The sequence below is a fragment of the Paenibacillus oleatilyticus genome (genome assembly GCF_018998565.1).
Lineage (GTDB): Bacteria > Bacillota > Bacilli > Paenibacillales > NBRC-103111 > Paenibacillus_G > Paenibacillus_G oleatilyticus.
Genome location: NZ_JAHNZO010000015.1, coordinates 99,068 through 125,809 on the forward strand (window position 1 = coordinate 99,068; position 26,742 = coordinate 125,809).

The window sequence follows — 26,742 nt, forward strand, 5'->3', positions numbered from 1 at the left end:
ACAAATGTGAGCAAAATTCATCCGATTGTCAACCTTTGATCGCGCCGACCATGACGCCTTTGACGAAATATTTTTGCAGAAACGGATAGAGCAGCAGGACGGGCAAATTCGCCACGATCACGGCGGCGTACTTGATCGATTCCACGTCGAGCACCGAGCCGGACAGCGAGCCTTCCGACACGTCGACCATGTCCTTCGTCTCGCCCTGCACCAAAATTTCCCGCAAAATGAGCTGCAGCGGGTATTTGTCCCGGTCCGACAAGTAGATCAGCGCCTGGAAGTAGGCGTTCCAGTGGCCCACGCTGTAGAACAGCACCATAACGGCCAGGATCGGCGCGGACAGCGGAAGCACGATGCGCCACAGGATGCGCAGGTTCGTGCAGCCGTCGATCGCCGCCGCCTCCTGCAGCTCGAACGGCAGCCCGTTTTGGAAAAACGTCCGCATCAGGATGATATTCCATACGGAAACCGCGCCCGGAACAATCATGACCCAGAACGTGTTCAGCAGGCCAAGCTGCTTGATCAGCAAGTAGGTCGGAATCAGGCCGCCGCTGAAAAACATCGTGAACACCATCAACCCGGCCATCCACTGCCGCCCGATAAAATCGCGCCGCGACAGCGGGAACGCCCCCGCCACCGTCATCGCCAGATTGACGGCGGTGCCGACCGCGGTATACAGCATCGTATTGCCGTAGCCCCGCATGATCTCCTCGTTCGCGAACAGCTTCTCGTAGCCTCTCCACGTGATGTCCCGAGGCCAGAGCCAAATGTCGCCGCTCAGCACAAGCTGCGGGCTGCTGACCGAAGCGATCAGCACGAAGAACAGCGGATACAGCACAAGCAGCGCCGTCAATCCGAGAACGGCATATACCGTCACGCTAAAGATTCGGTCCGCCACGCTTTGTTTCATTCGTACTCTCCTCTACCATAAGCTGCTTTCGCCCGCCTTCCGGGCGATGGCGTTCACCGTCACCAGCACCGTAAAATTGACCAGCGAGTTAAACAGGCCGACGGCCGCGGAGAAGCCGTACTCGGCTCCGAGAATGCCGCTGCGGTATACGTGCGTGGCGATGACGTCGGAAGCCTGCATGTTGAGCGAATTTTGCAGCAAATAAATTTTTTCGAAGCCGACCCCGAGCACCGTTCCCATGTTCAGGATCAGCAGAATGACGATCGTCGGCCGAAGTCCGGGCAAATTGATGTGCCAGATGCGCCTCAGGCGGCTTGCGCCGTCGACTTGTGCGGCCTCGTGCAGATGCGGGTCGATCGCCGCAAGCGCGGCTAAATAAATGATCGAGTTCCAGCCCATCTGCTGCCATACGCCGGACAGCACATAGACGCTCTTGAACCATTCCGGCTGCGTCAGGAACGAAACCGGCTGCAATCCCGCCAACACCAGCGCATGATTGACCAGACCGTACTGCGGCGACAAAAAGATCAGCAGCAGCCCGACAACAACGACCGTCGACAGAAAATGCGGGGCGTACAAAATCGTCTGCACCCCCTGCTTGAACCGTTTATGCCCGACCTCGTGAAGCATAAGCGCCAGCAGGATCGGGACCGGAAACCCGGCCGCGATCTGATACAAGCCGATGAACAGCGTATTGCCGAGCAGCCGCCAAAAGTAGAAGCTTTCGAAGAACCGCTCGAAATGCTCCAGTCCGACCCACGGGCTCCCCCAGATCCCCTTCGTGACGAAAAAGTTTTTGAACGCAATCTGCACCCCGTACATGGGCACATATTCGAATAAGATAAAGAAGGCGAGCACCGGAGAGATGAGCAGGTACAATTCCCAATTGCGCTTGATCCCCTTCCACCGGTTTCTCCACCGGCCGCCCTGCGCGTTCCTTACCGTTCCGGTCCGGCGGTTCAGCGCCGCTTGCTTCAAGGATTCACACCTCCTTTGCGTCGTGTTTCGATCTGATCGTAGCCTGTGCCGCCGGAAAATGGTATTTACACTTTTTTAGACAACACACATTTTCTTTGGTCGCCGGCGGATAAAAACACGTCTTAGCCCAGATGGGGCAAGCGTTTTCACGATTTTGGCGCATCGTTTTAAGGTTTCGTAAAGGGGTTGATTGTTGCTTTCGCTTCTTGTTAGCATCAAGTTGAGAAGTCCGGTGAATCACGAGCGGAACGTCCGAAAGCGCTTTGTAGAAACGGAGTGGCCGCCTTTGTGTCCGGATTTCAACCTTTAGAGGTTTTATAGACGAAGGATACGCCCAGGAGGGAATGCCCGTGGATCGCACAAAACAAAAGCGCAGATCGTTGCTCGTCCGGCTGTTCGCCAGCTTCCTCGCCATCATCGTGCTGCTGTCCGCCTTTAACTATGTGCTGTTCTCATTCTTCCAGCAAAAGATCCGGGAGGAGCTCATCGCCTCGAACCGGATGATCCTGGATCAAGCCGCCGAACGGTATCATACGCATTTCGACCGGCTGAAAACGGTGCTTTTTCAAGCGCACAACGACAGCGCCATCGTCAAATTCAACAGCCAGTTGCTTCCAACGGAAAAAGAGAAGGCAAATTACTTTCTCGTGGTCGATATCGTGCGGAGACTGCGGGAGTCTGCGACCAATCCGCTGTTTTACCTGGATAATCTGATGGTGCTTTACCGCTCCAATCTGTTCATGGCCGACAAGGAGGGCAGCAGCAGCCGGACCGGTCTGGATTCGCTTCCCGCCTTCCACGCTCCTTATACATCGGCTTATTGGGAGGCAGAGTTCGACCGGGCGGGCAATTACCGCCTGCATCCGACACAGACTTATCCTCTGGACCGCCTCGGCACGGAGGCGAAGCCGCTGATTCCGTTCTCGTTCAAGCTGCCCGGCAGCAACTATATGATCATCGCCATGCTGGATGCGGACAAAATGAACGAAGCGATGCTCGGCGACGTGCCGTTTCTGATTCAAACGGAGGACGGCGGCATGCTGTACCGCTCCCCGGCGTCGGCTTCCGTTGCGGAGCTTCCCGTCTTCGCCGAGGGGGAGTCCTACCAATTGTTCCGGGACCATTACTTTTTCGTCCATACCGACCCCGACAACCGGCTGCGCTATATCACGGCCGTTCCTTATGCCGCCGTCGCCGCCCAACTGTCCAAGCTGCGGACGACGCAAACGGCCGTTCTGCTCGCATCGGTTGCGGTCGCTCTCGGCCTGTCGTATTGGTTCAGCCGGCGGCTGCAATCCCCGGTGAAGCGGATCATCGCTTCGCTGCAGCAGCGGGAGGGGGACCTGCCCCGGATGGAAACGGAAATTCACGAGTTCGATACGATCAGCGATCATATCGGCAAACTGAAGGAGGAGCGCGCGAGGATTCACGACGAGCTGCGGAGCAGCAAGTCTCTGCTGACCAACTACAGCTATATCGCGAAGCTGAAATCGCTGCACACCGGCATTTCCGAATGGCGCGATTTCATGCTGGAGGAAGGACCTTTCTTTCTGGTGCTGTATCAGTTGAACAACCGAAAACCGGACCCGCTGAGCGAAGCGACGAAGCGCGCGATCGGCGATTACGTCGACATCGTGCTGTCCGAGCACGGGCTCCGCGCCTATACGTTTCAGATCGAGAACGACCAGATCGTCTCCGTCGTATTCGGGCAGAACGGGCCGGACCGCGCGGATGAGGCACTGCGCCGCCTGAAGCAGACGCTGGATACGGAACGCGGCACCTGCCTGGTCACGATCGCCGTCAGCTCCACGTACGTTCAATCGGCCGAGCTGCACGCGGCCTACGAGCAGGTATCCGCCATGCTCGGGCAAGCCCGCCCGGTGGACGAAACGCAAATCATCGCCGAACCGGCCGTCCCCGCCGGGGCCTTCGTCTTTCCCGCGGAGCAGGAGCAGGAGCTTCATGCCCATATGGAAGCGGGCAATGTCAAAATGACGCTTCATGCGCTGCACCGGATGCTGGAGGCGATGGACCGGAAAGGGGCTACGCTCTCCCAATGCCGCCGCTTTGCCGAAAGCTTCGCTTCCCGGGTCGTGAAAGCGATGGAGCTGCGGCAAACCGACGCCGGCGCTGTCCGGCACGCCCAAGCGGCGTTGAAGGAGCTGAGAATCTGCTACACCGCGGACGAATTCAAGCGCTTCTTCGACGCGTTCGTCCCGGCCTGCGCCGGGAGCCCTACAGGGAAGAAAGAGGCGAAGGACGGCGTGATCGACTTCGTCATGCAGACGCTGGAGAACCGGTATTCCGACGACATTTCGCTCGACCTGATCGCCTCCGAGCTGAACCTGTCGAGCGCCTACTTGTCGGTATACATCAAAGAGAAAACCGGCGACAATTTCATCGAGCACCTGAACCGGATCCGCATTCGAAAAGCGAAGGAGCTGCTCACGGGCTCCGATCTGAATATCCAGCACATCGGCGAGCGGATCGGCTACCGGAACGTCACCTCGTTCATCCGGATGTTCAAGAAGCTGACCGGAGAGACGCCCGGCGAATTCCGGCGCTGCCAGACGCCGGGATAAGCGGCGGCAGCAAAAAACAAGCTCCCTTATCGCCGGCTTGGCAATAAAGGGAGCTTGGTTCATGGGCGGGGCTATAGCGGCGGTTATTGCACCGCTTTTTCCGCTTCTTTCACCATCTCGGCCACGGAAAGCAAGCCGCCGCCGGACAGGTACCAGTAGTTCGAATCCAGATAAATGATTTTGCCGTTTTTGTAGGCTTTCGTCTTCTTCGTCAGCTCATTTTCCACGATTTGCTTCGCCGGCGTACCGTTGCCGACAACGGCGTCGCGGTCGACGACAAACAGGTAGTCCGGGTCTTTCTGCGCCACGTACTCGAACGTTACGCTTTGACCGTGCGTCTCCACCTTGATATCTTTGTCTGCAGGCGTGAAGCCGAATTCGTCATGGATAATGCCGAAGCGCGAGCCCTGGCCGTAAGCAGTGGTCTTGCCGCCGGTCGTCAAGATGACCAATGCGGTTTTGCCGCCTGCGGACGCTTTTTCCTTCAGCTTCTTGACGGAATCGCTAATGGCGGTGAACTCCTTCTCCGCTGCCGCTTCCTTGCCGAAAATTTGGCCGAGCAGCTTGACGTTCTCTTCGAACGATTTCATGTAGCTTTTGTCGTCCACGCCCATGAAGATCGTCGGAGCGATCGCCTTGAACTCCTCGTATTTGGCCGATTGCCGTGCGGAGATGATGATCAGATCAGGCTTGAGCTGGTTGATCTTCTCAAAGTCCGGCTCCATCAGGCCGCCTACGTTCGCATACTTGCTGTCCTTGTATTTGGACAAATAGGAAGGCAGGTTTTTCGACGGAACGCCGGCCACTTCTACGCCCAATTTATCCAGCGAGTCCAGCGTGCCGAAGTCGAATACAACGACCTTCTGCGGGTTTTTCTTGACTTTCGTTTCCCCAAGCTTATGTTTAATCGTCAGTTCTTCACTATCTTTCGGTGCGGCCGTGTTCGCGTTCTTCGCATCGCCGCCTCCTGCCGCATTGTTGGAGCTGCCCGAACCGTTCGTTCCGCACGCCGCAACCATAACGGCCAGCAGCACGATCATGAGCATCCATGACATTTTTTTCATCTTTGACCACCTCGATAATCGTAATATTTATTGCAAAGGACGGCATGGCGTCCCTTGGGCAATCGGCTAAGTAAAATACACGCAAATCTTGTTCTCGTTGATATCCTCGATATGAATATCCATGTCGTAAATGTCCTTGAGCACGGATTCCTCGATGATCTCGGCCGTCGGGCCTTCGCGGACCAGCTTCCCGTCCTTGAGCGCCACGATGTAATCGGCATGACAGGAGGCAAAATTGATGTCGTGAATGACGATGACAATCGTCTTGCCCAGCTCGTCGACCAGCCGCCGCAGCACCTTCATAATTTGGACCGAATGCTTCATATCCAGATTGTTGAGCGGCTCATCCAGCAAAATGTACTCGGTATTCTGCGCGATGACCATGGCGATGTAAGCCCGCTGCCGCTGGCCGCCGCTCAATTGGTCGATATACTTGTGCTGCATGTCGTCGAGCTCCATATACCGGATCGCTTCGTCGACGAACGCCCAATCGTCCTTCGTCAGCTTGCCCTGCGAATAAGGGAAGCGGCCGAAGCTGACCAGCTCGCGCACCGTCAGGCGGATGCCGATATGGTTGGACTGCTTCAGAATCGAGATCTTTTTGGCCAGCTCGCCGCTCTTGTACTGCCCGATTTCCTTGCCTTCGATCCATACTTCTCCTTCGTCCCTCGTCAGAAGGCGGCTCATCATGGACAGCAGCGTGCTTTTGCCGGCGCCGTTCGGCCCGATAAAAGCGGTGATGCTTCCTTTGTTGACCTTGACGGAGACTTGATCGACGACGCGCTTGTTCCCGTAGGTTTTCGTTACGTTGCGTACTTCTACCACGATTTGTTCTCCTTCAACAGAAGATATAGAAAGTAAGACCCGCCGATGAAATTGACGATGACGCTGAGCGTGGTCGTAAAGGTGAACACCCGTTCTACCATCAATTGCCCGCCGACCAAGGCGATCATCCCGATCAGGACCGCTCCGAGTATAAGCTGGCTGTGCCGGTACGTGCGCAAAAATTGATGCGTGACGTTAGCGACAAGCAGCCCGAAGAACGTAATCGGTCCGACCAGCGCGGTAGCGATCGACGCCAGAATCGCGACGACGATCAGCAGTCTTTTCACGATGCTGTCGTACGGCACGCCCAGATTGATCGCATGCTCTTTGCCTAACGAAATGACGTCCAAGTAGGTAAGAAGCTTCTTGAAATACAGCGTAATGACCAGCACCGCGACGACCGAGATCGTCAAAAGATCGGAGTTGACGCTGCTGAAGCTGGCAAACAGCTTGCCCTGCAGCACCAGAAACGCGTTCGGGTTGATCAGCATCTGCATAAACGAGGACGTGCTTTGAAACAGCGTTCCGAGCACGAGCCCGACAAGCAGCAAGTAGTAAATGTTCGTTCCCTCTTTGCGGAACATCAGTCGATGCAGCAGAAGCGCGAACAGCACCATCAAACCGACGGACAGCCCGAAATTCCATTGATTGCTGATCGTCGTCAGGCCGGTTGCGCCGAAAATAAAGACGATCGCGGTTTGGATCAGCATATACAGCCAATCGAGCCCGATCATGCTGGGCGTCAGTATCCGGTTGTTCGTAATCGTCTGAAATATCATGGTCGAGAAAGCGATACAGAAGCCGGTGAGCAGCAGCGCGAGCACCTTCCTGCCCCGCCGGGGAAGGATGTAATCCCAATTGCCGCCCGACTGGATGACCATAAACAGCACAATCAAAGCCACCGCGATCGCAGCAAGCAAGATTAACTTGACTTTATTGCTCATATTTCTTTCTCCTCATAAGCAGGTAAAGAAAAATCCCGCTTCCGATAACCCCCACGGTCAATCCGATCGAAATTTCATACGGATAAATGATCACCCGCCCGAAAATGTCGCAGGCCAGCACAAAGACGGCTCCGAGCAAAGCGGTATGGGGAAGATTTTTTTTCAGGTTGTCCCCTTGATAAATGGTGACGATATTCGGAATGATCAAGCCCAGAAACGGAATCATGCCCACCGTCAGCACGACGACCGAGGTCACCAGGGCTGCAATCACAAGTCCGATGTTGACCACCTGCCTGTAATTCAATCCGAGGTTGACGGAAAAATCCTCGCCCATCCCGGCGACCGTAAACTTATTGGCGAACAGGTATGCCAGCACTGTGGCGGGAATGCTGATGTACAGCAGCTCGTAGCGGCCTTTCAGCACACCTGAGAAGTCCCCGTGCAGCCACGACGACATGCTTTGAATCAGATCGTATTTATAGGCGAAAAAGGTCGTCATCGATTCGATGAGATTGCCGAGCATAAGACCGATGAGCGGGATGAAGATCGCATCCTTGAATTTCACCCGGTCGAGAATTTTCATAAACACGTATGTACCGGCCAGCGAAAAGATAAAGGCGACGGACATCTTCAGCAGCGGAGTCGCCTCCGTGAAGACCAGCAGGGCGACCAAGATGCCCAGACTGGCCGAATCCATCGTGCCCGCGGTCGACGGGGAGACGAATTTGTTGCGGCTGAGCTGCTGCATAATGAGGCCCACAATGCTCATGCTCATGCCAGCGATCAGAATGCTGATCAAACGCGGGAACCGGCTGATCATCAGCACCTCGACCTTCTCCTCGTTCCACTGCACGATATCGGTTAGCGTCAAATCTTTCGCGCCAATGAATAAAGAAGCAACGGATAAAATAATCAGGGCAAGGACCAAATAAGTTTTTCTCATAGCGTTTCCTAACAATAGTTTAGTAGTAAAATAATTCGATAATGATATTCATTATCAATATAACGATATTGAGAATCATTCTTAATGAACAATCTTAAATTATATTAGACAACAAGGCCGCGTCAGTCAAGGCTTTTTTCGAAATTTACCAAAAACCGCCTATGCAAAAAGGCAACCGCGTGAACGATTGCCTGAGTTTGTTCGGTTATAACGTCAAGCACCCGGCTGCGGATCGGCCGAAGGCTTGACGTGCACGGTCAGCAGAGCGCTGTTCCCTGCGCTGAACACGAACTGAAGCGCATGGGAGCCTTGCGGCCATTTGGCCAAATACTCCTTTTTCAGCAGGATGGATGTCCCTTGATTGACATAGTCGGTGCCTGCGGTCAATGGCCCGTCGGCATCGGAAACCGAGACCAGCGTATTGCCGTTCAGCCGTAGCCCCACGCTGCCGTCTCCCCCGTTCCGCGTGTAATCCATCGATGTGACGGCCAGTTCGGCATGCGCCTGCGGCAAGCCGGTCGCCTTGATGCCAATGTCGGCGAACGGGATCTTCTGAAACCCGGGCAGCTTGCCAAATAAGGCGGCATCGTCCCGCAGCTCGAAGTTGAGGCGCGCCGGATCGGTAAAGCCGGGCTCGCTTTTATCCGCAAACGTGACGTTGTTCTCCACCGTCCCAAGCTCCATATTGCGATTGTCGCCCGTGATCGGACCGCTGCTTACGATCGCGTTGTTGCGCACGACGTTGTACTTTGGCAGCAATGGCTCATCGCCCAAGATACCGGCAAGCGTAGGGTAACGCTCGTGCCAGATTTCACTCTGGTAAGGAACCTGATCGAATTTGCTCATGAGCGAATTGTAATTTTTCTCGCCCGGCTTATAATTGCGGGTCATGAAGGCAACCGCCGTTCCCGAATCGATCACGATGTTGTTTTCGACGATGTTTTCCCGACCGTTCGCGAGCTTGAACGCCTGCTTGCCGATCCGGTAAAACACATTGCCGCGCATCTCCACGCCGCTCATATAATCGTCCAAATAAATCGCCGCGGTCGATACGCGAAGATCGTTCGCCACAATATCGTGGAAATAGTTGTAGCGGATCGCGTTGCCGCGCCATACGAAGCTTCTGCCGGAATAAATGGCCGACGCATCGGCCGTTTCTTTGACCACGTCGTATATTTCGTTGTATTCCATCACGTGGTCGTTGCCCCGGAACTGAATCGCCAGATGGGGCGCATTATGAATCTTGTTGTGTGTCGCCCGGTTGCCTACCCCGTTCAGCTCCACTGCCGACGTATAAGTCAATTTCACTCTCGCGTAGTTGGAAATTTCGTTGTTGTCGGCATAGTTTCCGGCCGCCGTAAGCGTGGCGAAGTCGCCGCCGTTCAGCAGGACGCCGCCGTTGCCCATGCTGTAAATGCGCGAGCCGTATACGCCGTTGGACCGGCCGCCGTTAATTTTGACCGCGTACCCGCCCATTTTGCTGATCTCGCAGTAACGGATTGCGTTGTTTTCCCCGCCGTTGATATCGATCGCATTGCCGCGGTGAACTTCCATCGCAAGACCGCTGAATACGACATGGGACACGTTGTTCATCGCAATCATATTTTTATCGAATAAGGACAGCTGAACGGTATTTCCCTTGACCGGAACGGGAGGGTAAAAATACAGCTTGCCCGCCTTGCGATCCAAAACCCATTCCCCCGGGGCATCCAGCTCTTCCAGAATGTTGTAGAAGTAAAAGCGCTGTCCGGCCTTCATCGCATAAGACGACGCCTTGCTCGTCACGATCGTTTTACGGTCCTGGTCGATCGATTGGATCGCCAGATCGTTCGTTGCCCAATCGTTGCCCCAGTATCCGAGCATCCATGTGTCTTCGATGCCGCTCCACGGGCGAAGTCCGTCGCCTTTGTACGTAAACGTGTATCCGGACCCCTCCTCCGGCGTTTTCACCACCTGTTCGATCGTCGTGAATCCGCTGTTGGGCCAGCGCGCCAAGGTCATCACGTTGCCGTTAAAAAACAGCTCCGGAGCAACCGACGTAGTCGTGCCGAGAACGCCGTAGTCCGTTATGCCAAGGGCTTTTAAATCGACTTGCACGATCTTGCCGCTCGCTTCCTTGGGAAGCCTTGCCAGCACGGCAGGCTCCGTCACCGGTTGAAACAAGGAAGCGTCCAGCGTATCGCCGCCGGTGAAAACGACCTTTTCCCCAGGGTAAGCCTGGTACACTACAGGCGCTTGCGCCGTTCCGGAATCCTGCTCCTCCAGCTGAAACGTTTTCGTAAACCGGTACTCCCCGCCCCGAATGTTGACGCTCACGCCCGCTTCGGGGTAGGCGCCGCCGCTTTTCAGCGCGCGCACCGCGTCCCGTGCCCGTTCCAGCGTCGCAAACGGCCGGTTCAGTGTACCGTCGTTCGCATCGCTGCCGTCCTTGGCCACGTACAGCTGCGCCGGCGTCCGGCCCTCCTGCGCTTGTCCTTGTCCGGCAGAGCCCCACCCTCCGCACGCCAGCGCGCCCGCCACCGCCAGCACCGTTAATCTGTTCCATAATCGCATCATCTTCGCCCTCCCCTATATGATGTGTTGAGCCGGGCAAGCCCGCCTTTTTCATCATATAGCGCTTACATTGGAAGCAGAAGCTGCTGGCCTAACCTTTATTGTTGTAAAACAAACCTGTCGGCGTTCCCATCGTCTCCCTGCCGTATTGCAGCATATTGCGGTAGTCTTTAGGCGCGACGCCGGCATATTTTTTGAACGATGCGGAAAAGTAGGATACGTCGTTAAACCCGGACCGGCGAGCGACCTCCTCCACCGTCAAATCGGTGGAAGCGAGCAGTTGCTGCGCCTTCTCCAGCCTCCGTTCGTGAATATATTTCATCGGAGGCATGCCCATATGTCTTTTGAACATACGAATGAAGTAGTTCGGGTGAAAATGCGCGTGGCCGGACAACTGCTCGACGGTTAGCTCGCTTGCCAAATGCGCGTCGATATAGCGCAGCGAGTCGATCAGCTTCCTTTCGGCGTCCGACGATATGCCGTGATGCGGCTTGACAGGCGCCGTGTCCAGAAACAGCGCGATCAAGGAAAATAGAGCCGCCTGAATATGGACCGCGGACGTCGGCCCCATCGCGTTAAAATGCCGAATCAGCTCACGAAAATGATGCTGCACCAAGGCCGGGTCCAACGCTTTGACGAGATGGGAGATGCCGAGCAGCTGAAGCACTCTCCCCAGGCGGATATTCGAGCCGAAATGGCACCAGTACATCGTATAGGGCGTCCCCTCGGTGACGGAAAACGACTGCTCCGTTCCGCCGGGAATGAACATAAACTCGCCCGGCATCGGACGGTATTGCTCATCGCCGACCTGAATCCAGCCTTCTCCGTCGCAGATGTAATACAGCTTGTTGTAAAACGGGGTGAAATGCTGCCTTCTCCAATCCCGCGCACATACCGACAGCTTGGCGAACAGCAGCTGAACCCGCAAATTCGACAGCTGGCTGTTCAGCAATTGCGCCTTTGCCGTATCCACTCCCGTCCCTCCCCTCAGCTATCAAAATCAAGCATGACGAGGTTCCGAAGGCTGCGGAATGTCATCATGCTTTTGGTCATCATTTTCTTTTCATGAGCCTTCCGGCAAGCTTCATTCCGCCGGAGGCCGGGAATTTCCGCCATGCGCCAAATCGTAGTCGGCTCTCGCCGCCTCGACATGCGGGTAATTTACTCTTGCCCATTGCCTTAGCTCTTTCATCGGTTGAAGCAGCGTTTCGCCCAGCGGGGTTAGCGAATAGTCGACGGTTGGGGGCACGGTTGGGGTAACATGGCGTCGCACCAGCCCGTCCCGCTCCAGCTTCCGGACCGTTTGTGTCAGCATTTTTTTGGAAATCCCGTCGATTCTTCTTCCCATTTCCCCGTAGCGGACGCTCCCGTCTTTCAGGGTGTACATGACGAGCGCCGTCCATTTGTCGGATATCAATTCAAGAACTCTGCTGTAGACGCAAGTCGCCGGCGAGTTTCGGAATGGTCTTGTTTCGGGTGAAGACGTCAAATGCTTTCCCTCCTATGCACCTCGAAGTATCCAGGACACCAAAAAGTTCCTACTTTTGTAATTTTAGTTTATCTACTATTGTATGTCTATACCGCCCGCCAAAGTTGAAATCCGGAGCATGAGCGAGCGTACAAGCGAATATATTTGTTTACTAATGGGAGGAATGAACATGTCAAATCTAGCGAAAGCCCGGCCCAAGCTATATGTGATGGACAACGGCCGGATGAGCATGGACAAAAACTGGATGATCGCCATGCACAATCCGGCGACGATCAACAACCCCAATGCGCAGACGCAGTTCGTGGAATTTCCGATCTACACCGTATTGATCGATCATCCGGAAGGGAAAATTTTGTTCGATACGTCCTGCAACCCGAACTCGATGGGCGCTCAAGGACGCTGGACCCAAGCGACCCAGCAGGCGTTCCCCTGGAAGGCAAGTGAGGAATGCTACCTCCATAACCGGCTGGAGCAGCTGAAAGTAAGACCCGAGGACATCAAGTTCGTGATTGCCTCCCATTTGCATCTGGACCATGCCGGATGCCTGGAGATGTTCACGAACGCGACGATTATCGTCCACGAGGACGAGTTGAACGGCGCGCTGCAATCCTATGCCCGCAATCAAAAAGAAGGCGGTTATATTTGGGCGGACATCGACGCGTGGATCAAAAATCATTTGCAGTGGAAAACGGTCAAGCGCAATGAAGATAACCTGGATCTGGCCGATGGGATCAAGATTCTTAATTTTGGAAGCGGCCATGCCTGGGGCATGATAGGCTTGCACGTCGACATGCCGGAAACGGGCGGGATCATCCTCGCTTCCGATGCCGTCTATACGGCGGAAAGCTTCGGCCCGCCGGTCAGGCCGCCAGGCATTTTGTACGATTCGCTCGGTTACCGGAGCGCGGTGGAGAAAATCCGCACGTTGGCTAAGCGAACGAAGTCCCAAGTGTGGTTTGGACACGATGCGAATCAATTCCAAACGTTCCGCAAATCGACTGAAGGATATTACCAGTAAAAATTTTCGGACATTCGAAAGGAAATGTCCTGTTTGTACCGAATAGTTTTGTATCGACATTCTGACGCAAGCATCAAACAATTGCATACTTGATCGATAAGGTGCCTTTGCGCAGAGCAAAGGGTAACAGGGAATCGGGTGCAAATCCCGAGCGGTCCCGCCACTGTATTCGGGGAGTTTCTTTCCAAGACGTCACTCGATTCACCCATCGGGGAAGGCGAAAGAAAACGACGATCCGAGAGCCAGGAGACCTACCTTATGGATGCACCCCAAAGCCTTCGCGGAAAGGAGCGGTGTACGAACATAGCCGGACAATGATCTGTGTGCATTGTCGTTTATTGGCACGCGTACCCGAGACCCATCCTACAGGATGGGTCTTTTTCAGGTTTACGAGTATCGTTCAGGAGGAAAAATGGATGAAAAAGAAAAAGACGATCGGCACCCTGCTTTTAGTAAGCGGTTTAACGCTGTATTTGTCGTTGAACGCGCCCGAATCCGCTTACGCCATGCACATTATGGAAGGATTTCTTCCGTTCGGCTGGGCCGTTTTCTGGTGGGCTGCCTTTCTGCCCTTCTTCATTCTCGGGCTGCGAGCGCTCCGGAAAATAACGAAGGAAACGCCGGAGCTGAAAATTATGCTCGGTCTGGCCGGGGCCTTCACCTTCGTGCTGTCGGCACTGAAAATTCCGTCCGTGACGGGAAGCAGCTCGCATCCGACGGGCACAGGGCTCGGAGCGGTCATGTTCGGTCCGCTGCCGATGAGCGTGCTGGGCTCCATCGTGCTGCTGTTTCAAGCTCTGCTGCTTGCCCACGGCGGGCTGACGACCCTCGGAGCCAACGCGTTCTCCATGGCTGTCGCAGGTCCGTTCGTAGGTTACATGGTGTACAAAGGAATGATGAAGTCGACCGGCAAGCAAAAGCTGTCTATCTTCACGGCGGCGGCGCTCGCCGACCTGTCCACTTACATCGTAACGTCGCTTCAGCTGGCGCTCGCTTTTCCGGCCGAGCAAGGCGGCGTGGCGGCCTCGCTTCTCAAATTCGGCGGCATCTTCGCCGTAACGCAAATTCCGCTGGCCATCAGCGAAGGACTGCTGACCGTATTAATCTGGAACTGGCTGCAAGCCTACAGCTCGGAAGAGCTGTCGCTGCTGCAGCGTAAAATGAAAGGAGCGCGCGAGCTATGAAAACCGCAACCAAAAACATCCTGCTGCTTGCCGCCGTCGTCCTGCTGGCCGTGCTGCCGCTGCTCTTCGTGAATGGGGAGTTCGGCGGTGCCGACGGCGCCGCCGAAGAAATGATCAAGACGATCCAACCGTCCTACGAGCCCTGGTTCTCGTCGCTGCTGGAGCCGCCGGCCGAAACCGAAAGCATGCTTTTCGCGCTGCAGGCCGCCATCGGAGCCGGATTTATCGGGTACGTGATCGGCCTGTTCCGGGGTAAGGCGTCCAAGTCGAAGCCGCAATGATTCGGCTGATCGATTCGCTTTCTTACAGCAACCGGCTGCGCGGCATGTCCCCGATGTGGAAATGCGGCTTCGCGGCCGCGCTGTTCATGCTGTCGTACGGATCGCATCCTCCCGTCCAGGCGGCGATTTTCGCCTGGATGATCGTGTGGGTCGTCCGGTATGCCCGAATTCCGCTAAAAGCTCATATGGTGATGCTGGGAACGGCTTGCCTGTTTTTTATCGCCAGTCTGCCGGCTCTGCTCATCGAGATCCAGCCGGGAAGCGCCGCCGCTCCCGGCTCCTCTGCGTTCGTTCTATGGTCCCGGCCGTACGGGTCCGTCTATATCACCGAGACAGGGCTGCATACGGCTGCGGCGTTGTTCATGCGGGCGGCGGCCTGCTTGTCGGCCGTTTCGTTCGTCATGTTCACGACCCCGGTGGCCGAGCTGTTTCAAGTGATGAAACGGCTGCGGGTTCCGGTTCTGGTGCTTGAGCTGATGCTGATCACGTACCGCTTCCTGTTTATTTTGACGGAGACGGCGCACGATCTGTATACCGCGCAGCGGGCCCGCGGAGGACACAACGGCTTTCGCGGTAAGCTGAACGACACGGCGATGCTGATCGTCCGGCTGTTCGTCAAGACGATGCACCGCTACAAAGGATTGTCGCACGGTCTTGTCTCCAGAGGATTTACCGAGGAAATCCGTCTTGCCCCTTACCGGGCCGGTACGGTTTCTGCCCGATACCGCCTCGAAAGCGGCATCGGCGTCGCGATATTATTGCTGCTGGAGTGTTGGCTCCGCTGGAGGGGAATCGTATGAAACCGATGTTGGAAGCGCTGGACCTCCGGTACAGCTATCCCGGCACCCGGGAGGAAGCGCTGCGAAGCTTGACCTTAACGATACCGCAAGGAAAAAAGACGGCGATCTGCGGCCACAACGGGTCCGGCAAGTCGACCTTTTTCCTGCATGCGATCGGCATCCACCGCCCCGCTTCGGGACAGCTGAAGCTGAAGGGCGCGCCTCTATCGTACCGCCGCGACGACCTGCTGCGGCTTCGGCGGCAGATCGGTCTTGTTTTCCAGGACCCGGAGCAGCAGCTGATCTTGAATACGCCCTACGAAGACGTCTCCTACGGTCTGCGCAATGCCGGACTCCCGGAGGACGAGATTGCCGTCCGTACAGAGCGGATGCTGCTCTCCATGGGGCTGAAGCCTCTCGCCGACACCCCGCTGCATCAACTGAGTCTGGGGCAAAAGAAGCGCGTCGCGCTGGCGGGTGTGCTCGTGCTGGAGCCCGAGCTTCTGCTGCTGGACGAGCCGACGGCTTACCTCGACCGCTTGTCCGAGCGGCAGCTGCTGGAGGAGCTGGACCTCGCCCAAGAGCAGGGGATTACGGTTGCAATGGCGACCCACGACATGAATCTGGCCTACGCTTGGGCCGATTGGGTGCTGGTCATGGACCAAGGCACATGCTGTATGGCGGGACCGCCGCACGAAGTGTTCGCCGACGAAGAGAAGCTGCGCCAGCTTGGACTGGAGCCGCCGATGCTGCTGGAGCTTTGGCAAGCGCTCCCGGCGGCCGTTCGCAGAAGCCATACCCCGCCCCGCAGCATCGAAGCGATGAAAGCTTTTTTGCAAAGCGGCTATGGGGCCGCAGGCGCTCTTTAGCAAGCAAACCAAGCGGCTCCGCCTCCGCTGGAAATACTGCCTTTTTAAAATAATACTTGTATCATTATCGGTTTAGTTGTATATTGTTACAGAATCACAACTGAATATTGTGGGAACAGGTGCTCCCCTACGTTCGCGTATCGGAGCTTAAAAGGGAAGCCGGTGAAAAACCGGCGCGGTCCCGCCACTGTAACGGAGGAGTTTTACGCCATACTTAGCCACTGATCTGCGGATTGGGAAGGCCGGCGCAAGACCATGATTCCGGAGCCAGGAGACCTGCCTGTTCTGACAGCACTGCTTTACCTACGGGAGATAGGGAGGTGTTAAAGATGGCAGCCGCCGTACGTATTCAACGAGGGGCATCTTTATCCTTTTTCGCTTTAGGGTAAAGATGCCTTTTTTTGTATGTTCAGCAGGAAAAAGTCAGATAAAAAACAAAACCTGAGGAGGCATATAAACATGAGTCGGATCGTAAGCAGCAATATCGGATACCCGCGCATCGGCGCGAAACGGGAATGGAAAAAGCTACTGGAATCGTTCTGGGCAGGCAAATTGCCGGAGGAGCAGTTCGTAAGCGGGCTGGAGGCACTCCGCCTGGCGCATCTCAAGGTTCAGCAGGAAAAAGGAATCGAGCTCATTCCGGTAGGAGATTTTTCGTTATACGACCATATGTTTGATACGGCGGCGATGTTCGGGCTCGTTCCGAAACGTTTTGCTTACGACGGCGGTCCGGTCCCTCTCGCCACCTATTATGCCATGGCCCGCGGAAACCAAGGCGCTCCGGCGTGCGAGATGACCAAATGGTTCAATACGAACTACCACTACATTGTGCCCGAATTGAACGGTCTGACTCCAACATTGACCGTGAACAAGCCGCTGGAAGCTTACCGCGAAGCGAAGCGCAAGCTCGGGATCGATGGGAAGCCGGTTCTGATCGGACCGTATACGTTCCTCAAGCTGTCCAAAGGCTATTCGCCGGAGCAGTTGGACGCCTTGATCGAATTGTTCCTGCCGCTTTACAAACAAATTTTGACCGAATTGGAGCAGGAAGGCGCGACATGGGTACAGATCGACGAGCCGATTCTGGTTACGTCTTTATCCGAGACCGATATGGAGCGAATCGCAGACATTTATTCGCAGCTGCACGCAGCCACTCCCGGTTTGAAGCTGATGCTGCAGACGTATTTCGATTCGGTCGAGCACTACGAGCGGACGGTCGCCCTTCCGGTACAAGGCATTGGATTCGATTTCGTCCACGGAGCGGAGCGGACTATCGCCGCCCTGCGGACGCATGGGTTCCCGACCGGCAAGGCGCTGGGCGTCGGTTTGATCGACGGGCGAAACGTATGGCTGGCCGACCTCGAAGCCAAGCTGCAGCTGCTGGATGAGGTGTCCGCTCTCGTTCCGTCGGGGACGTTGATCGTTCAGCCTTCCTGCAGCCTGCTGCACGTCCCGGTGACGACCCGGACGGAAGAGCAGGCGAACGCCGATCTGCTGCCCTTCCTGGCCTTCGCCGACGAGAAGTTGGACGAAGTCGTTCTGCTGGGCAAGACGGCGGCCGGAGAACGAACGGACGCCGTACGGTCCGGGCTGGAAGCAAGCGCACGGCTCGTCCGGGAGCTGAACGCCTCCCCGCTGCGCAACCGGGCAGCCGTGCGTGCGGCTACCCGCCATATTGCCGGGGGGCTATCGGCCAGACAAAGCCCTTATTCCGTGCGCCATATTCTCCAGCAAAATAAATTCCAGCTTCCGCTCCTGCCGACAACGACGATCGGCAGCTTCCCGCAGACGCCGGAAGTGCGACAAGCGCGCAAACGCTGGAGAACCGGGGAATGGAACGAAGCGCAGTACCGTACCTTCGTACAGGAGCAAATTCAAGCCTGGATTAACATTCAGGAAGAGCTTGGCTTGGACGTGTTGGTGCACGGCGAATTCGAACGGACGGACATGGTGGAGTTTTTCGGCGAGAAGCTGGACGGCTTCCTGTTCACCCGGAACGGCTGGGTTCAATCGTACGGCTCCCGCTGCGTCAAGCCGCCGGTCATCTACGGCGACGTCGAATTCGTCCAGCCGATGACGGTGGAAGAAACGGTCTATGCGCAGTCGCTGACGAGCAAGCCGGTCAAGGGCATGCTTACCGGTCCGGTCACCATCCTGAACTGGTCGTTCGTCCGCGATGATATTTCCCGGGAACAAGTCGCCTACCAGATCGCCCTGGCGCTGCGCCAGGAGGTGGAGGCGCTGGAGAACGCGGGCATCGGCATGATCCAGATCGACGAGCCCGCGCTGCGCGAAGGCTTGCCGTTGAAACAGCAGGATTGGCAGCATTACCTGGACTGGTCGGTGCACGCCTTCCGCTTGACTTCCGCCGCCGTGAAGGACACGACGCAAATTCACACGCATATGTGCTACTGCGAGTTTCATGACATTATCGATGCGATCCGCGCTCTCGATGCGGACGTCATTTCCATCGAAACGTCGCGCAGCCACGGCGAGCTGATGCAGAGCTTCGACGAGCACACGTACGATCAGGGCATCGGTCTGGGCGTGTACGACATTCACAGCCCGAGGGTGCCAGCCGTCGACGAAATGGTTCGCACGATCGAACGCGCGCTGTCCGTATTGGAGCCGGAGCTGTTCTGGATCAACCCGGATTGCGGGCTCAAGACGAGAGGCGTCGAAGAAACAGTCGCTTCCCTGCGCAACATGGTCGCTGCCGCGGAACAATTCAGAGCGCGCTGCGCCAAAGCGTAGCTCATACGGAGCCGTCCCTTAAGGCATAGAACGGCTTATGGCTCCCCTCTTCGACAATCGTAAAAAAAGAAACCGTTTCTTTGCACAATGGAGTTGGAGGCATACTCCCCATTGCAAAGGAGACGGTTTCTTTGTCGTCGCAGCTTTTGACGAAAGAAGGCTGCTTTAGCGTTGTTGGCTTCGCGCCGACAGGTCAGTTGACTTTGACAAACGACCACTTTTGCGCATCCGTTCCATTGTCGCTCCACTGCTGGACCGCCGCGCCGTCGGCGGTCGAGGAACCGGATACATCCACGACGAGCCCGTTCGTTTTTGAAACAATCTTATAATAGCCGCCGCCCGCATCGACGATACTCCACCTTTGCGCAGCGCTGCCGTTATCGTCCCATTGCTGCAGCTGCACGCCGCTGGAAGTCGACGAGTTGGGCACATCCAGCACTTTTCCGCTGTGAACGGCCGTGAGCTTGTAGTAGCCGTCCCCGGCGCTCTCCACCTTGAACTTCTGGTTATTGGCGACGTAGTTGGTCCATTGCTGTATTTTGGCCCCGCTCTGCGTCGACACGTCCACGACATCCATCACCTTGCCGCTGGCCTTGGAGGCTATCGTATAAATGCCTCCGTTGACAATACCCGGCGAAGCTTGGTACACGCGCACGTAATCCACCAGCATTTGCGCCGGGAACGGTGTGGAAGGATCGGGGCTGCCGGGCCAATTGCCGCCCACGGCAAGATTCAGCAGGAGGAAGAACGGCCGTTGAAACTCCTCCGTGTTCCCGGTGCCATTTTCAATATAAAAAGCGTTGTACTCCTGTCCGTCCACAAACCATCGGATATATTTGGAGTCCCACTCGATGCTGTACACGTGATACTGGGAAAAATCGAGATTGCCGGAAACCCGCCCGTAATCGGCGTGTCCTCCCGCATCCCAGTGTACGGTGCCGTTGACATGCGGGTTGTTGTTGACCCGTTCCATAATGTCGATCTCGCCGCACCCAGGCCAGCCCACCGCATTGATGTTCGAGCCCAGCATCCAGAATGCCGGCCACAGCCCTTGACCGGAGGGCAGCTTGATACGCGCTTCGATTTTCCCGTAAGTAAAGCTTTTCAAATTTTGGGTTTTGATCCGCGCAGAGGTGTAATTCATGCCGCCATAAGACTCCTTGCGCGCCGTAATGACGAGATTCCCGTCCGCAACCCGCACATTTTCGGGCCGGTTCGTATAATACTGCAGCTCATTGTTTCCCCACCCGTTCTGGCCCGTGCCGATTTCCGCAGACCAGTTGGCGGAATTTAAAGCATTGCCGTTAAATTCGTCGCTCCAGACCAGATTCCAGTTCGGGGCCGCATTCGCACCGCCGACGGGCACCAGGGCGACCAGGAGAGTAAACAGCAGAAAAAAACTTAGCAGCTTTCCTCTTTTCAACATGAAATTCCCTCCTCATTTTCGGATTCTGTCCCAAAACAGCATCAAATGACAACGTTTACACAAGCTGTAATTTCATTATAAACGGCCTCCACTGGGTTGATCAACCTAAATTATGGTTTTATTTACATTTTGAAGGATTTCGAGCACCTATGACAATAAGCACAAATAAAGCGGCAGCCTGGACAGACAACTAAAAACATTTCACTTATAAATCGGAAAATGTGGTGGTATTTTTCTAAAGACTTGATTTGTAACGATATCTTAGTACAATAGTTTTATGACTACTCAAAAAATAACAAGTGATGAGCTCAGAGTCAAAATATTCAAAGCATTAGCTGATGAAACAAGATTAGACATCATACGAGTTCTATACGCCGGCAAGAAGGAAATGAATTGCGGAGAAATAGGAAACATTCGCGATACTTCCAAATCGAATACTTCGTATCACTTGCGTACTTTGAAGGAGGCGAAATTAATCAACGTACGAAAAGATGCCCAAGCAAAGTATACGAGTCTCGATTTGGAGACTTTTCAAACTTACTTACCTGGATTTCTGGATACGTTGTAGAAGGGAATCTCTTTTTTTCTTCATTAGTTCAATTATCATTGAACTTTAGAACAAATAAATGGAAAGGGTGGATACCATGTTAAGATTAACAATCTTATTATTCCTCGTCATGTTTGTCATCGGCACGGATACTTTTTTGATTTCTCCGCTCATCCCCACGCTTCAACAATTGTTTCATATCCCGACCGAATCTGCCGGTTGGATGGTCGGAGCCTATGCTTTAGGTTATGCCCTATTCGCGCTGATTGCCGGACCGCTTTCCGATGGTTGGGATCGCAAAAAGGTTATGCTTTCCGGCATGGTATGCTTCTCGGTTTCAACCCTGTTATGCGGCTTTGCCACAGGTTTTTGGTCGATGTTCTTATTCCGTTTTTTAGCCGGAATCAGCGCGGCATTTACGGCTCCTCAAGTCTGGGCCTCGATCCCTGCCCTGATCCCGACGCCGAAGATCGCCAAAGTATCCGGAATCGTCATGGCCGGCGTGGCTGCTTCCCAAGCGTTCGGCATCCCTATTGGAAGTCTGCTTGCCTCCATCCATTGGTCTTATTCTTTTTTTACAATCGGAACATTCGCGTTATTCGTGGCAATATTCATCTACTATGCTTTGCCCGAAATGAAACCGGATCAAGGCCAAATCACCAAATCTCCTATTTTCAGTAGATACATCCCGCTATTGAATAGTCCAATGGCGAGAAGAGCTTTCTTCGCTCATTTCTTATTTCAATGCGGATTCTTTGCCTCCTTCTCTTTCATCGGAAAATGGGTGACGGATCGCTTTCACCTTCCAATCGATCAAGCGGGGTATGTGATGTTTTTTCTTGGTCTCGGGAATATAGTCGGGAGCCTCTGCGGTGCCTATGTGATCAAAACATTAAACCGTTTCAACACGCTGGTTGCGGGCATTCTTGTCTCTATTGCATGTTTTATCGTTTTGCCCCACTTGCCATCGGTTGCGGCTTTCGATAGTGTTTACTTTTTCATATTCGTTACCATGGGAATCGCTTTTCCACTCATATTGGGACTGCTGAATTCGTTAAATCCGACCATCCGCGGCACGATCTCCAGCTTGGCCAGTTCGATCATGTACGCAGCGACAACGCTCGGTTCTTGGATCGCAGGCCTGATTTACGCGTCTTTTAACGGTTTTTCCGCCGTTGGCTTGTTTGCGGCTATTTGCTTTGCCGGTTCGTTGTTATTGTTTATATTCAGCGGTATTTTGGCCAGTGACGCGAAAACAAAGAAGGAGATTGCAGCATAAATGCATAGAAGAAAATCAAATGGATATTTTAAATCTTTCGAAATTCAACATCCTAAGTATTTGTGAGAATGAATTCGATTTTCTAATTCAAGTGGTGGCGAACTCTCCACCTTTGACTTGCCCTCATTGTGGATGTATAGCCAACCTTTATAAACACGATAGCAGGGAACAGATTTGTATGGACTTACCTATTCACGGCAAGCGTGTAGAGCTTCTTATAAAGCGTCAGAGGTATCGCTGTAGAGACTGCAATCGAACCTTTTGGGAGCACCTGAACCACACCATAGACGAGAAACGAAATTGCACCAAACGTTTATTGTCTTATATAGAGAAGCAAAGCCTCAAACGCACGTTTGTCAGTATATCCGAGGAAGTTGGATTGCATGAAAAAACGATACGTAACATCTTTCGTGATTACATCAATCGTCTTAAGTAAACTATTCGATTTGAAACACCTAGTTGGCTTGGGATTGACGAATTGGGTTTGGGCCGCTCCTGTTTTTCTCAAAACATCCTGAATTTACATTGCTCTTTCCTATCCCCTGATCCAGCCCTTCTCGTAGGCATAGCGCATCAATTGCACCCGGTTGTCCAAATGCAGCTTATGCAAAATATTTTTCAAATGGTTTTTCACCGTATGCTCGGAGATGGATAAAATTTCCGAGATTTCCCGGTTGGAGTTCCCTTTGGCCACGCATTCCAATATTTCCTTTTCCCGCCCGGTGAGCGGCGAATGGTCGGGAATGCTCTGCCTGACGGAGGAAAACTCCTGAAGCAAGCGCACGGCGATTTCCCGGGACATTGGGGCTTCGTCGATGGCGACGGCACGCAAATATTCATGCCAGGACGCAGGATGAAGGTTTTTCAGCAAATAGCCCTGCGCCCCTTTCTTCAGCGCCTCGAACAAATGCGTAATATCGTCCGATACCGTAACCATGACAATTTTGACATACGGGAACCGTTCTTTGATCAGCTTGGTCGCTTCCAGGCCGTCCAACTCGGGCATGCGGATGTCCATCAGAATGACATCGGGCATCCACTGCTCCGCCAGCATCACCGCTTCTTTTCCGTTCGTTGCCTCGCATATGATCTCGAACTCCGGGTCCGCTTGAATAATTTCCCGCATCGCCTGGCGCGCATGCGCATGGTCGTCGGCCAGCATAATTCGAATCGGTTGACTCATGGAATGGAATCCCCTCTCTTTCCTTACCGGCGGCGCTCGTTTCGCAACTTCTCGCCGTCCGGATCAACGATCTTACTCCTGTGATTCCATCTAACCATACCCTTCCGCAAACCCCCATGACTCGGTCGGGCTATTTCCCGCCGGACGATCGACAATTTCGTGACAAATCCCCGGCGGAAGCGCTTCAGTCTGACTCCAAAGTGCTATATACAAGCCGGAAACGAAAGTGCTAGGATTATCCTGAAAATGAAAGGAGGCGCATGTATGCATCGATGGATTATGGTGTCCCTGTGCGGAATTGCCTGCGTTCTGGGCATGGGATTTTTGTTCGCCGAGGTGCAGCGGCATTCGAGCGAGGCCAAGCAGGAGGCGGCCGCTCCGGCCCTTCCCGATGCTCCGCTGAACGCCCAGGCCGCCGAAGCCGTCTACAAGCAGTCCTGCATCGCCTGTCACGGCAACGACCTGGAAGGCAAAATGGGACCGAATCTTCAGAAGATCGGCGGCAAGCTGTCGACCGAGCAGCTGTACAAAGTGATCCAGAACGGACGCGGAGGCATGCCGGCGTTCAAGAGCAGCCTGAAGGACGAGGAGATTGCCAACGTCGCCCGCTGGCTGGCCGAAAAGAAATAATACGCGCGGAATAGGCGAAACGAATGGCGAAAAGATAACGAAACCGGAGGTTGAACAATTCACGGATGAAGCCATGGATTCAAAAGAACGGATTTAAATTGACGGTTGCTCTCCTGCTGGTCGCTCTTGCGATCTCCCTGTTTACCTGGTTCAACCAAGGTCCGCCTCTCCCGGTTTTGAAGCAGGCGCCGAACTTTGAGCTGAGCGGGCTGGACGGCGGGAAGGTTTCTTTAAACGATACGAACGGCAAAGTGCGTCTGGTGGAGTTTCTGTTCACCAATTGTCCGGACGTGTGCCCGGCCACGACGTACAACATGGTCAAGCTGCAGAACGAATTAAAGAAAGAAGGCATGTGGGGAAACAAGGTCCATTTTCTATCGGTCACCTTCGACCCCGAACGCGATACGCCTCAAGTGTTCAAAACGTACGGAGACAAAATGGGGATGGATTACAGCGGCTGGACGCTGCTGACCGGGACGGAGAAACAAACGGCGGACGTCGCGAAAGATTTTGGCGTGATGGTGCAAAAGATGAAGGATGGCGGGTTCGTGCATACGGTCACATCGCTGTTTCTGGTCGACCAGCAAGGCCAAATCCGCAAAATTTATACGATGGGCGAAGAGATGGACAACGACGAGATTCTAAAAATGATCCGGCAAATCGCCGGATCAAAATAACGCTTACGGCGTCGGCTCAAGCAGGGGATCGGAAAGGTCCTCTGCTTTGTCTTTTTCTCTCCGGTACCACTGGAAGAACACGAGGCCGAGCAGACAGCCGTACGAAATTTCCTGCATAATCTTCATGATCACGCCCCCAAGCTGCTGGTCGGACAGCGGCGTCAGCCACGGGCTAGAGAACGTCACCGGCTCCACCGGAATCGCATAGAACGGCAGGCAAAGCAGATGCGCGCCGGCGATGTAGGTCTCGTACATCGGCGCTTTGGCAAAGATGATGAGCGCGCAGGCCGGCGTCAGCAAAATGCCGTTTATGAAAATATACCCCATTTTTTTCAGCTCGCTCATCGCATAGATCGCCCCGGCCGGACTGAACACGGACCACCATAAAGCGAACGCCGAGAAGAACAGCAGCAAATGCAGCGCATTATGAAGCGCATAATTGGACATCGCCGCATCGAAAATCATCGGGATGTGATAGAAAGAAAAAGCGCCGTTGAACAAAAACATCGCAAAGATCGGATTGCCGAAAACAAGGATCACCTTCCGGCTCCACGGATTGTCGCTGAGCGACCGGAAAAAGCCTTCCGGCATCCCCCGGAGCAGCAGCGGCGGAACGATCAGGTACATCACGGACTGCTGAAGCATATGAATGCTGAACCAGAAATGCCCGCCCAGATTCAGCGGCCCTCCGAGCGCAAAGTACAGCAAGAACAGCCCGACAAAAAAGCTCGCCATTTGCCGCCCGGACACCGTGCCGCCCTTGTAGCGCATGTAAAATACGGCCGCCAGCGCAACCGTCAGAAACATCTCCGGCCCCCACACTACCCGGAACCCGTACGTTTCCATCATCAACTGAAAGTCCAAGATCAAGCCTCCTTACCTTCTTCGACTTCTGGCATCCCCTCCATCTTACCTAATTTCGCTCCCGGTTCCTATGACACGAAAGGGCCATCTCGCTGTCACAAAGGAGACAAGCTTTGTTCACCGGACCGACGACGAAATGACTCATTCGGGGCATGCCGCCCGATCCGCCTAAGGCTACAATGAGAAGCGTGAAGGAGGAACTGTCATGACCTTAGCTTACAAAATGCTCATCGCCGACGACGAGGACCGGATCCGCCGCATATTGAACCTGTATTTGAATAAAGACGGCGCCGCCGTGGACGAAACCGGAGACGGCACGCAGGCGCTGCAAATGGCTTTAGACCGCGATTACGATATTTTGCTGCTCGATTGGATGATGCCCGGGCTGAACGGCCCTGAGATTTGCCGGCTGCTCAAACAGGTTAAGGCGACGCCGGTGATCCTGCTGACGGCCAAAGCGGACGAAAGCGACCGCCTCCTCGGCTTCGAAGCCGGGGCGGACGATTACGTCCTGAAGCCGTTCAGTCCGCGCGAGCTGATCTGCCGCATCCATGCCATTCTGAAGCGGACCGCTCCGGGAAGGCTCCGGCTGGAGAACAAATCGCGCCACGACATCGTGCTGCCGCATTTGGTCATCGAGCACCTGGCCCGGCGTGTGCTGATCGAAGGTCACGAGATCGCTCTGACTTTGAAGGAGTACGACTTGCTGCGTTATTTTGCCTTGAACGAGAACAAGACGTTGACCCGCGAAGAGCTGCTGAAGGAGGTATGGAAGTACGAGGTGATTGTGGATTTTCGGACGGTGGACTCCCATATCCGGCGCATCCGGGAAAAAATGCACGCCGTCTCGCCGCATGCCGCCTCGATGCTTCGCACGGTCTGGGGCATAGGCTACCGCCTGGATGTGCCCGCTTCCTTCGCCCGCGGAGGGGGCGCCTAGCCCCGGTTCGGGACCGTCCTCCG

Annotated in this window: 24 protein-coding genes, 1 pseudogene and 2 riboswitches; of the genes and pseudogenes, 13 read left to right on the top strand and 12 right to left on the bottom strand. The window is 54.8% G+C overall.

Annotation, left to right across the window (positions count from 1 at the left end; translation table 11 throughout):
• Nucleotides 1-28 precede the first annotated feature (28 nt).
• Both KQX66_RS19900 and KQX66_RS19905 read right to left on the bottom strand, forming a co-directional pair.
• Entirely contained in the window at nt 29-910 is an 882-nt protein-coding gene (locus tag KQX66_RS19900; protein WP_216794556.1) for a carbohydrate ABC transporter permease, read from the bottom strand.
• A 12-nt stretch (nt 911-922) separates the two neighbouring features.
• On the bottom strand, nt 923-1,807 hold the full coding sequence (locus tag KQX66_RS19905) for an ABC transporter permease (RefSeq protein ID WP_308647253.1): 885 nt from the start codon (nt 1,805-1,807) through the stop codon (nt 923-925).
• A gap of 431 nt (nt 1,808-2,238) precedes the next feature.
• Here KQX66_RS19905 and KQX66_RS38100 point away from each other — a divergent pair, with 431 nt between their 5' ends.
• A complete protein-coding gene (locus tag KQX66_RS38100; protein ID WP_216794557.1) occupies nt 2,239-4,470 on the top strand; it encodes a helix-turn-helix transcriptional regulator in 2,232 nt (743 codons plus the stop codon).
• A gap of 83 nt (nt 4,471-4,553) precedes the next feature.
• Here the strand turns inward: KQX66_RS38100 and KQX66_RS19915 are convergent, their stop codons facing one another.
• From KQX66_RS19915 to KQX66_RS19945, 7 genes are all read right to left on the bottom strand, one after another.
• Nucleotides 4,554-5,534, bottom strand: coding sequence for a siderophore ABC transporter substrate-binding protein (locus tag KQX66_RS19915; RefSeq protein WP_216794558.1), 981 nt, complete (start codon nt 5,532-5,534; stop codon nt 4,554-4,556).
• Between the two features lie 66 nt (nt 5,535-5,600).
• The gene (locus KQX66_RS19920) at nt 5,601-6,359 is read right to left on the bottom strand and encodes an iron ABC transporter ATP-binding protein (protein WP_216794559.1); all 759 of its coding nucleotides are present in this window, start codon (nt 6,357-6,359) and stop codon (nt 5,601-5,603) included.
• Nucleotides 6,353-7,303: an iron chelate uptake ABC transporter family permease subunit gene (locus KQX66_RS19925; protein WP_216794560.1), complete on the bottom strand. Its 951-nt coding sequence runs from the start codon at nt 7,301-7,303 to the stop codon at nt 6,353-6,355. The genes KQX66_RS19920 and KQX66_RS19925 overlap by 7 nt, the downstream gene beginning before the upstream one ends.
• The gene (locus KQX66_RS19930) at nt 7,293-8,246 is read right to left on the bottom strand and encodes an ABC transporter permease (protein WP_216794561.1); all 954 of its coding nucleotides are present in this window, start codon (nt 8,244-8,246) and stop codon (nt 7,293-7,295) included. Before KQX66_RS19930 ends, KQX66_RS19925 begins: the two co-directional genes overlap by 11 nt.
• 213 nt (nt 8,247-8,459) lie before the next feature.
• Nucleotides 8,460-10,802: a X2-like carbohydrate binding domain-containing protein gene (locus KQX66_RS19935; RefSeq protein ID WP_216794562.1), complete on the bottom strand. Its 2,343-nt coding sequence runs from the start codon at nt 10,800-10,802 to the stop codon at nt 8,460-8,462.
• Between the two features lie 88 nt (nt 10,803-10,890).
• A complete protein-coding gene (locus KQX66_RS19940; protein ID WP_216794563.1) occupies nt 10,891-11,772 on the bottom strand; it encodes a helix-turn-helix transcriptional regulator in 882 nt (293 codons plus the stop codon).
• A gap of 111 nt (nt 11,773-11,883) precedes the next feature.
• Entirely contained in the window at nt 11,884-12,288 is a 405-nt protein-coding gene (locus tag KQX66_RS19945; RefSeq protein ID WP_306665884.1) for a winged helix-turn-helix transcriptional regulator, read from the bottom strand.
• A gap of 169 nt (nt 12,289-12,457) precedes the next feature.
• On the opposite strand from KQX66_RS19945, the gene ahlS reads away from it, so the two are divergent.
• From ahlS to metE, 6 genes are all read left to right on the top strand, one after another.
• Entirely contained in the window at nt 12,458-13,306 is an 849-nt protein-coding gene (gene ahlS, locus KQX66_RS19950) for an AhlS family quorum-quenching N-acyl homoserine lactonase (protein WP_216794564.1), read from the top strand.
• A gap of 82 nt (nt 13,307-13,388) precedes the next feature.
• Nucleotides 13,389-13,579, top strand: a riboswitch (cobalamin riboswitch).
• 143 nt (nt 13,580-13,722) lie between these two features.
• On the top strand, nt 13,723-14,490 hold the full coding sequence (locus tag KQX66_RS19955; RefSeq protein ID WP_216794565.1) for an energy-coupling factor ABC transporter permease: 768 nt from the start codon (nt 13,723-13,725) through the stop codon (nt 14,488-14,490).
• The gene (locus KQX66_RS19960) at nt 14,487-14,771 is read left to right on the top strand and encodes an energy-coupling factor ABC transporter substrate-binding protein (RefSeq protein WP_216794566.1); all 285 of its coding nucleotides are present in this window, start codon (nt 14,487-14,489) and stop codon (nt 14,769-14,771) included. The genes KQX66_RS19955 and KQX66_RS19960 overlap by 4 nt, the downstream gene beginning before the upstream one ends.
• Complete coding sequence (gene cbiQ / locus KQX66_RS19965; protein WP_216794567.1) at nt 14,768-15,571, top strand: cobalt ECF transporter T component CbiQ; 804 nt, start codon at nt 14,768-14,770, stop codon at nt 15,569-15,571. Before KQX66_RS19960 ends, cbiQ begins: the two co-directional genes overlap by 4 nt.
• The gene (locus KQX66_RS19970) at nt 15,568-16,419 is read left to right on the top strand and encodes an energy-coupling factor ABC transporter ATP-binding protein (protein ID WP_216794568.1); all 852 of its coding nucleotides are present in this window, start codon (nt 15,568-15,570) and stop codon (nt 16,417-16,419) included. Before cbiQ ends, KQX66_RS19970 begins: the two co-directional genes overlap by 4 nt.
• Nucleotides 16,420-16,519: 100 nt before the next feature.
• A riboswitch (cobalamin riboswitch) is annotated at nt 16,520-16,717 on the top strand.
• A gap of 161 nt (nt 16,718-16,878) precedes the next feature.
• A complete protein-coding gene (gene metE, locus KQX66_RS19975) occupies nt 16,879-19,173 on the top strand; it encodes a 5-methyltetrahydropteroyltriglutamate--homocysteine S-methyltransferase (protein ID WP_216794569.1) in 2,295 nt (764 codons plus the stop codon).
• A 193-nt stretch (nt 19,174-19,366) separates the two neighbouring features.
• Here the strand turns inward: metE and KQX66_RS19980 are convergent, their stop codons facing one another.
• Nucleotides 19,367-20,599 (bottom strand): RICIN domain-containing protein, encoded by a 1,233-nt coding sequence (locus KQX66_RS19980; RefSeq protein ID WP_216794570.1) that lies wholly within the window; start codon nt 20,597-20,599, stop codon nt 19,367-19,369.
• Between the two features lie 277 nt (nt 20,600-20,876).
• Here KQX66_RS19980 and KQX66_RS19985 point away from each other — a divergent pair, with 277 nt between their 5' ends.
• The 3 genes and pseudogenes from KQX66_RS19985 to KQX66_RS19995 form a co-directional block, all read left to right on the top strand.
• On the top strand, nt 20,877-21,167 hold the full coding sequence (locus tag KQX66_RS19985; RefSeq protein WP_216794571.1) for an ArsR/SmtB family transcription factor: 291 nt from the start codon (nt 20,877-20,879) through the stop codon (nt 21,165-21,167).
• A 76-nt stretch (nt 21,168-21,243) separates the two neighbouring features.
• A complete protein-coding gene (locus KQX66_RS19990; RefSeq protein WP_216794572.1) occupies nt 21,244-22,425 on the top strand; it encodes an MFS transporter in 1,182 nt (393 codons plus the stop codon).
• A 19-nt stretch (nt 22,426-22,444) separates the two neighbouring features.
• Nucleotides 22,445-22,858 (top strand): annotated as a pseudogene (locus tag KQX66_RS19995) (transposase family protein); the annotation flags it as partial.
• A gap of 102 nt (nt 22,859-22,960) precedes the next feature.
• Here the strand turns inward: KQX66_RS19995 and KQX66_RS20000 are convergent.
• Nucleotides 22,961-23,608, bottom strand: coding sequence for a response regulator (locus KQX66_RS20000; RefSeq protein WP_010498018.1), 648 nt, complete (start codon nt 23,606-23,608; stop codon nt 22,961-22,963).
• A 264-nt stretch (nt 23,609-23,872) separates the two neighbouring features.
• Between KQX66_RS20000 and KQX66_RS20005 the strand changes: the two genes are divergently transcribed.
• Entirely contained in the window at nt 23,873-24,238 is a 366-nt protein-coding gene (locus KQX66_RS20005) for a c-type cytochrome (RefSeq protein WP_216794573.1), read from the top strand.
• Nucleotides 24,239-24,303: 65 nt separating this feature from the next.
• On the top strand, nt 24,304-24,915 hold the full coding sequence (locus KQX66_RS20010) for an SCO family protein (RefSeq protein ID WP_216794574.1): 612 nt from the start codon (nt 24,304-24,306) through the stop codon (nt 24,913-24,915).
• Between the two features lie 3 nt (nt 24,916-24,918).
• Here the strand turns inward: KQX66_RS20010 and KQX66_RS20015 are convergent, their stop codons facing one another.
• Nucleotides 24,919-25,779 carry a cytochrome c oxidase assembly protein gene (locus KQX66_RS20015; RefSeq protein ID WP_216794575.1) on the bottom strand — a complete coding sequence of 287 codons (861 nt, stop codon included), beginning with the start codon at nt 25,777-25,779 and terminating at the stop codon, nt 24,919-24,921.
• Nucleotides 25,780-25,984: 205 nt separating this feature from the next.
• Between KQX66_RS20015 and KQX66_RS20020 the strand changes: the two genes are divergently transcribed.
• Nucleotides 25,985-26,719, top strand: a complete 735-nt coding sequence (locus KQX66_RS20020) for a response regulator transcription factor (protein WP_216794576.1) — start codon at nt 25,985-25,987, stop codon at nt 26,717-26,719.
• Nucleotides 26,720-26,742: the final 23 nt, after the last annotated feature.

Bases quoted from the DNA above. Each gene is read 5' to 3' on its own strand.
- KQX66_RS19900 (WP_216794556.1), bottom strand. From the start codon at position 910: ATGAAACAAAGCGTGGCGGACCGAATCTTTAGCGTGACGGTATATGCC.
- KQX66_RS19915 (WP_216794558.1), bottom strand. From the start codon at position 5,534: ATGAAAAAAATGTCATGGATGCTCATGATCGTGCTGCTGGCCGTTATG.
- KQX66_RS19925 (WP_216794560.1), bottom strand. From the start codon at position 7,303: ATGAGCAATAAAGTCAAGTTAATCTTGCTTGCTGCGATCGCGGTGGCT.
- KQX66_RS19930 (WP_216794561.1), bottom strand. From the start codon at position 8,246: ATGAGAAAAACTTATTTGGTCCTTGCCCTGATTATTTTATCCGTTGCT.
- KQX66_RS19935 (WP_216794562.1), bottom strand. From the start codon at position 10,802: ATGATGCGATTATGGAACAGATTAACGGTGCTGGCGGTGGCGGGCGCG.
- ahlS (WP_216794564.1), top strand. From the start codon at position 12,458: ATGTCAAATCTAGCGAAAGCCCGGCCCAAGCTATATGTGATGGACAAC.
- KQX66_RS19955 (WP_216794565.1), top strand. From the start codon at position 13,723: ATGAAAAAGAAAAAGACGATCGGCACCCTGCTTTTAGTAAGCGGTTTA.
- KQX66_RS19960 (WP_216794566.1), top strand. From the start codon at position 14,487: ATGAAAACCGCAACCAAAAACATCCTGCTGCTTGCCGCCGTCGTCCTG.
- cbiQ (WP_216794567.1), top strand. From the start codon at position 14,768: ATGATTCGGCTGATCGATTCGCTTTCTTACAGCAACCGGCTGCGCGGC.
- KQX66_RS19970 (WP_216794568.1), top strand. From the start codon at position 15,568: ATGAAACCGATGTTGGAAGCGCTGGACCTCCGGTACAGCTATCCCGGC.
- metE (WP_216794569.1), top strand. From the start codon at position 16,879: ATGAGTCGGATCGTAAGCAGCAATATCGGATACCCGCGCATCGGCGCG.
- KQX66_RS19980 (WP_216794570.1), bottom strand. From the start codon at position 20,599: ATGTTGAAAAGAGGAAAGCTGCTAAGTTTTTTTCTGCTGTTTACTCTC.
- KQX66_RS19985 (WP_216794571.1), top strand. From the start codon at position 20,877: ATGACTACTCAAAAAATAACAAGTGATGAGCTCAGAGTCAAAATATTC.
- KQX66_RS19990 (WP_216794572.1), top strand. From the start codon at position 21,244: ATGTTAAGATTAACAATCTTATTATTCCTCGTCATGTTTGTCATCGGC.
- KQX66_RS20000 (WP_010498018.1), bottom strand. From the start codon at position 23,608: ATGAGTCAACCGATTCGAATTATGCTGGCCGACGACCATGCGCATGCG.
- KQX66_RS20005 (WP_216794573.1), top strand. From the start codon at position 23,873: ATGCATCGATGGATTATGGTGTCCCTGTGCGGAATTGCCTGCGTTCTG.
- KQX66_RS20010 (WP_216794574.1), top strand. From the start codon at position 24,304: ATGAAGCCATGGATTCAAAAGAACGGATTTAAATTGACGGTTGCTCTC.
- KQX66_RS20020 (WP_216794576.1), top strand. From the start codon at position 25,985: ATGACCTTAGCTTACAAAATGCTCATCGCCGACGACGAGGACCGGATC.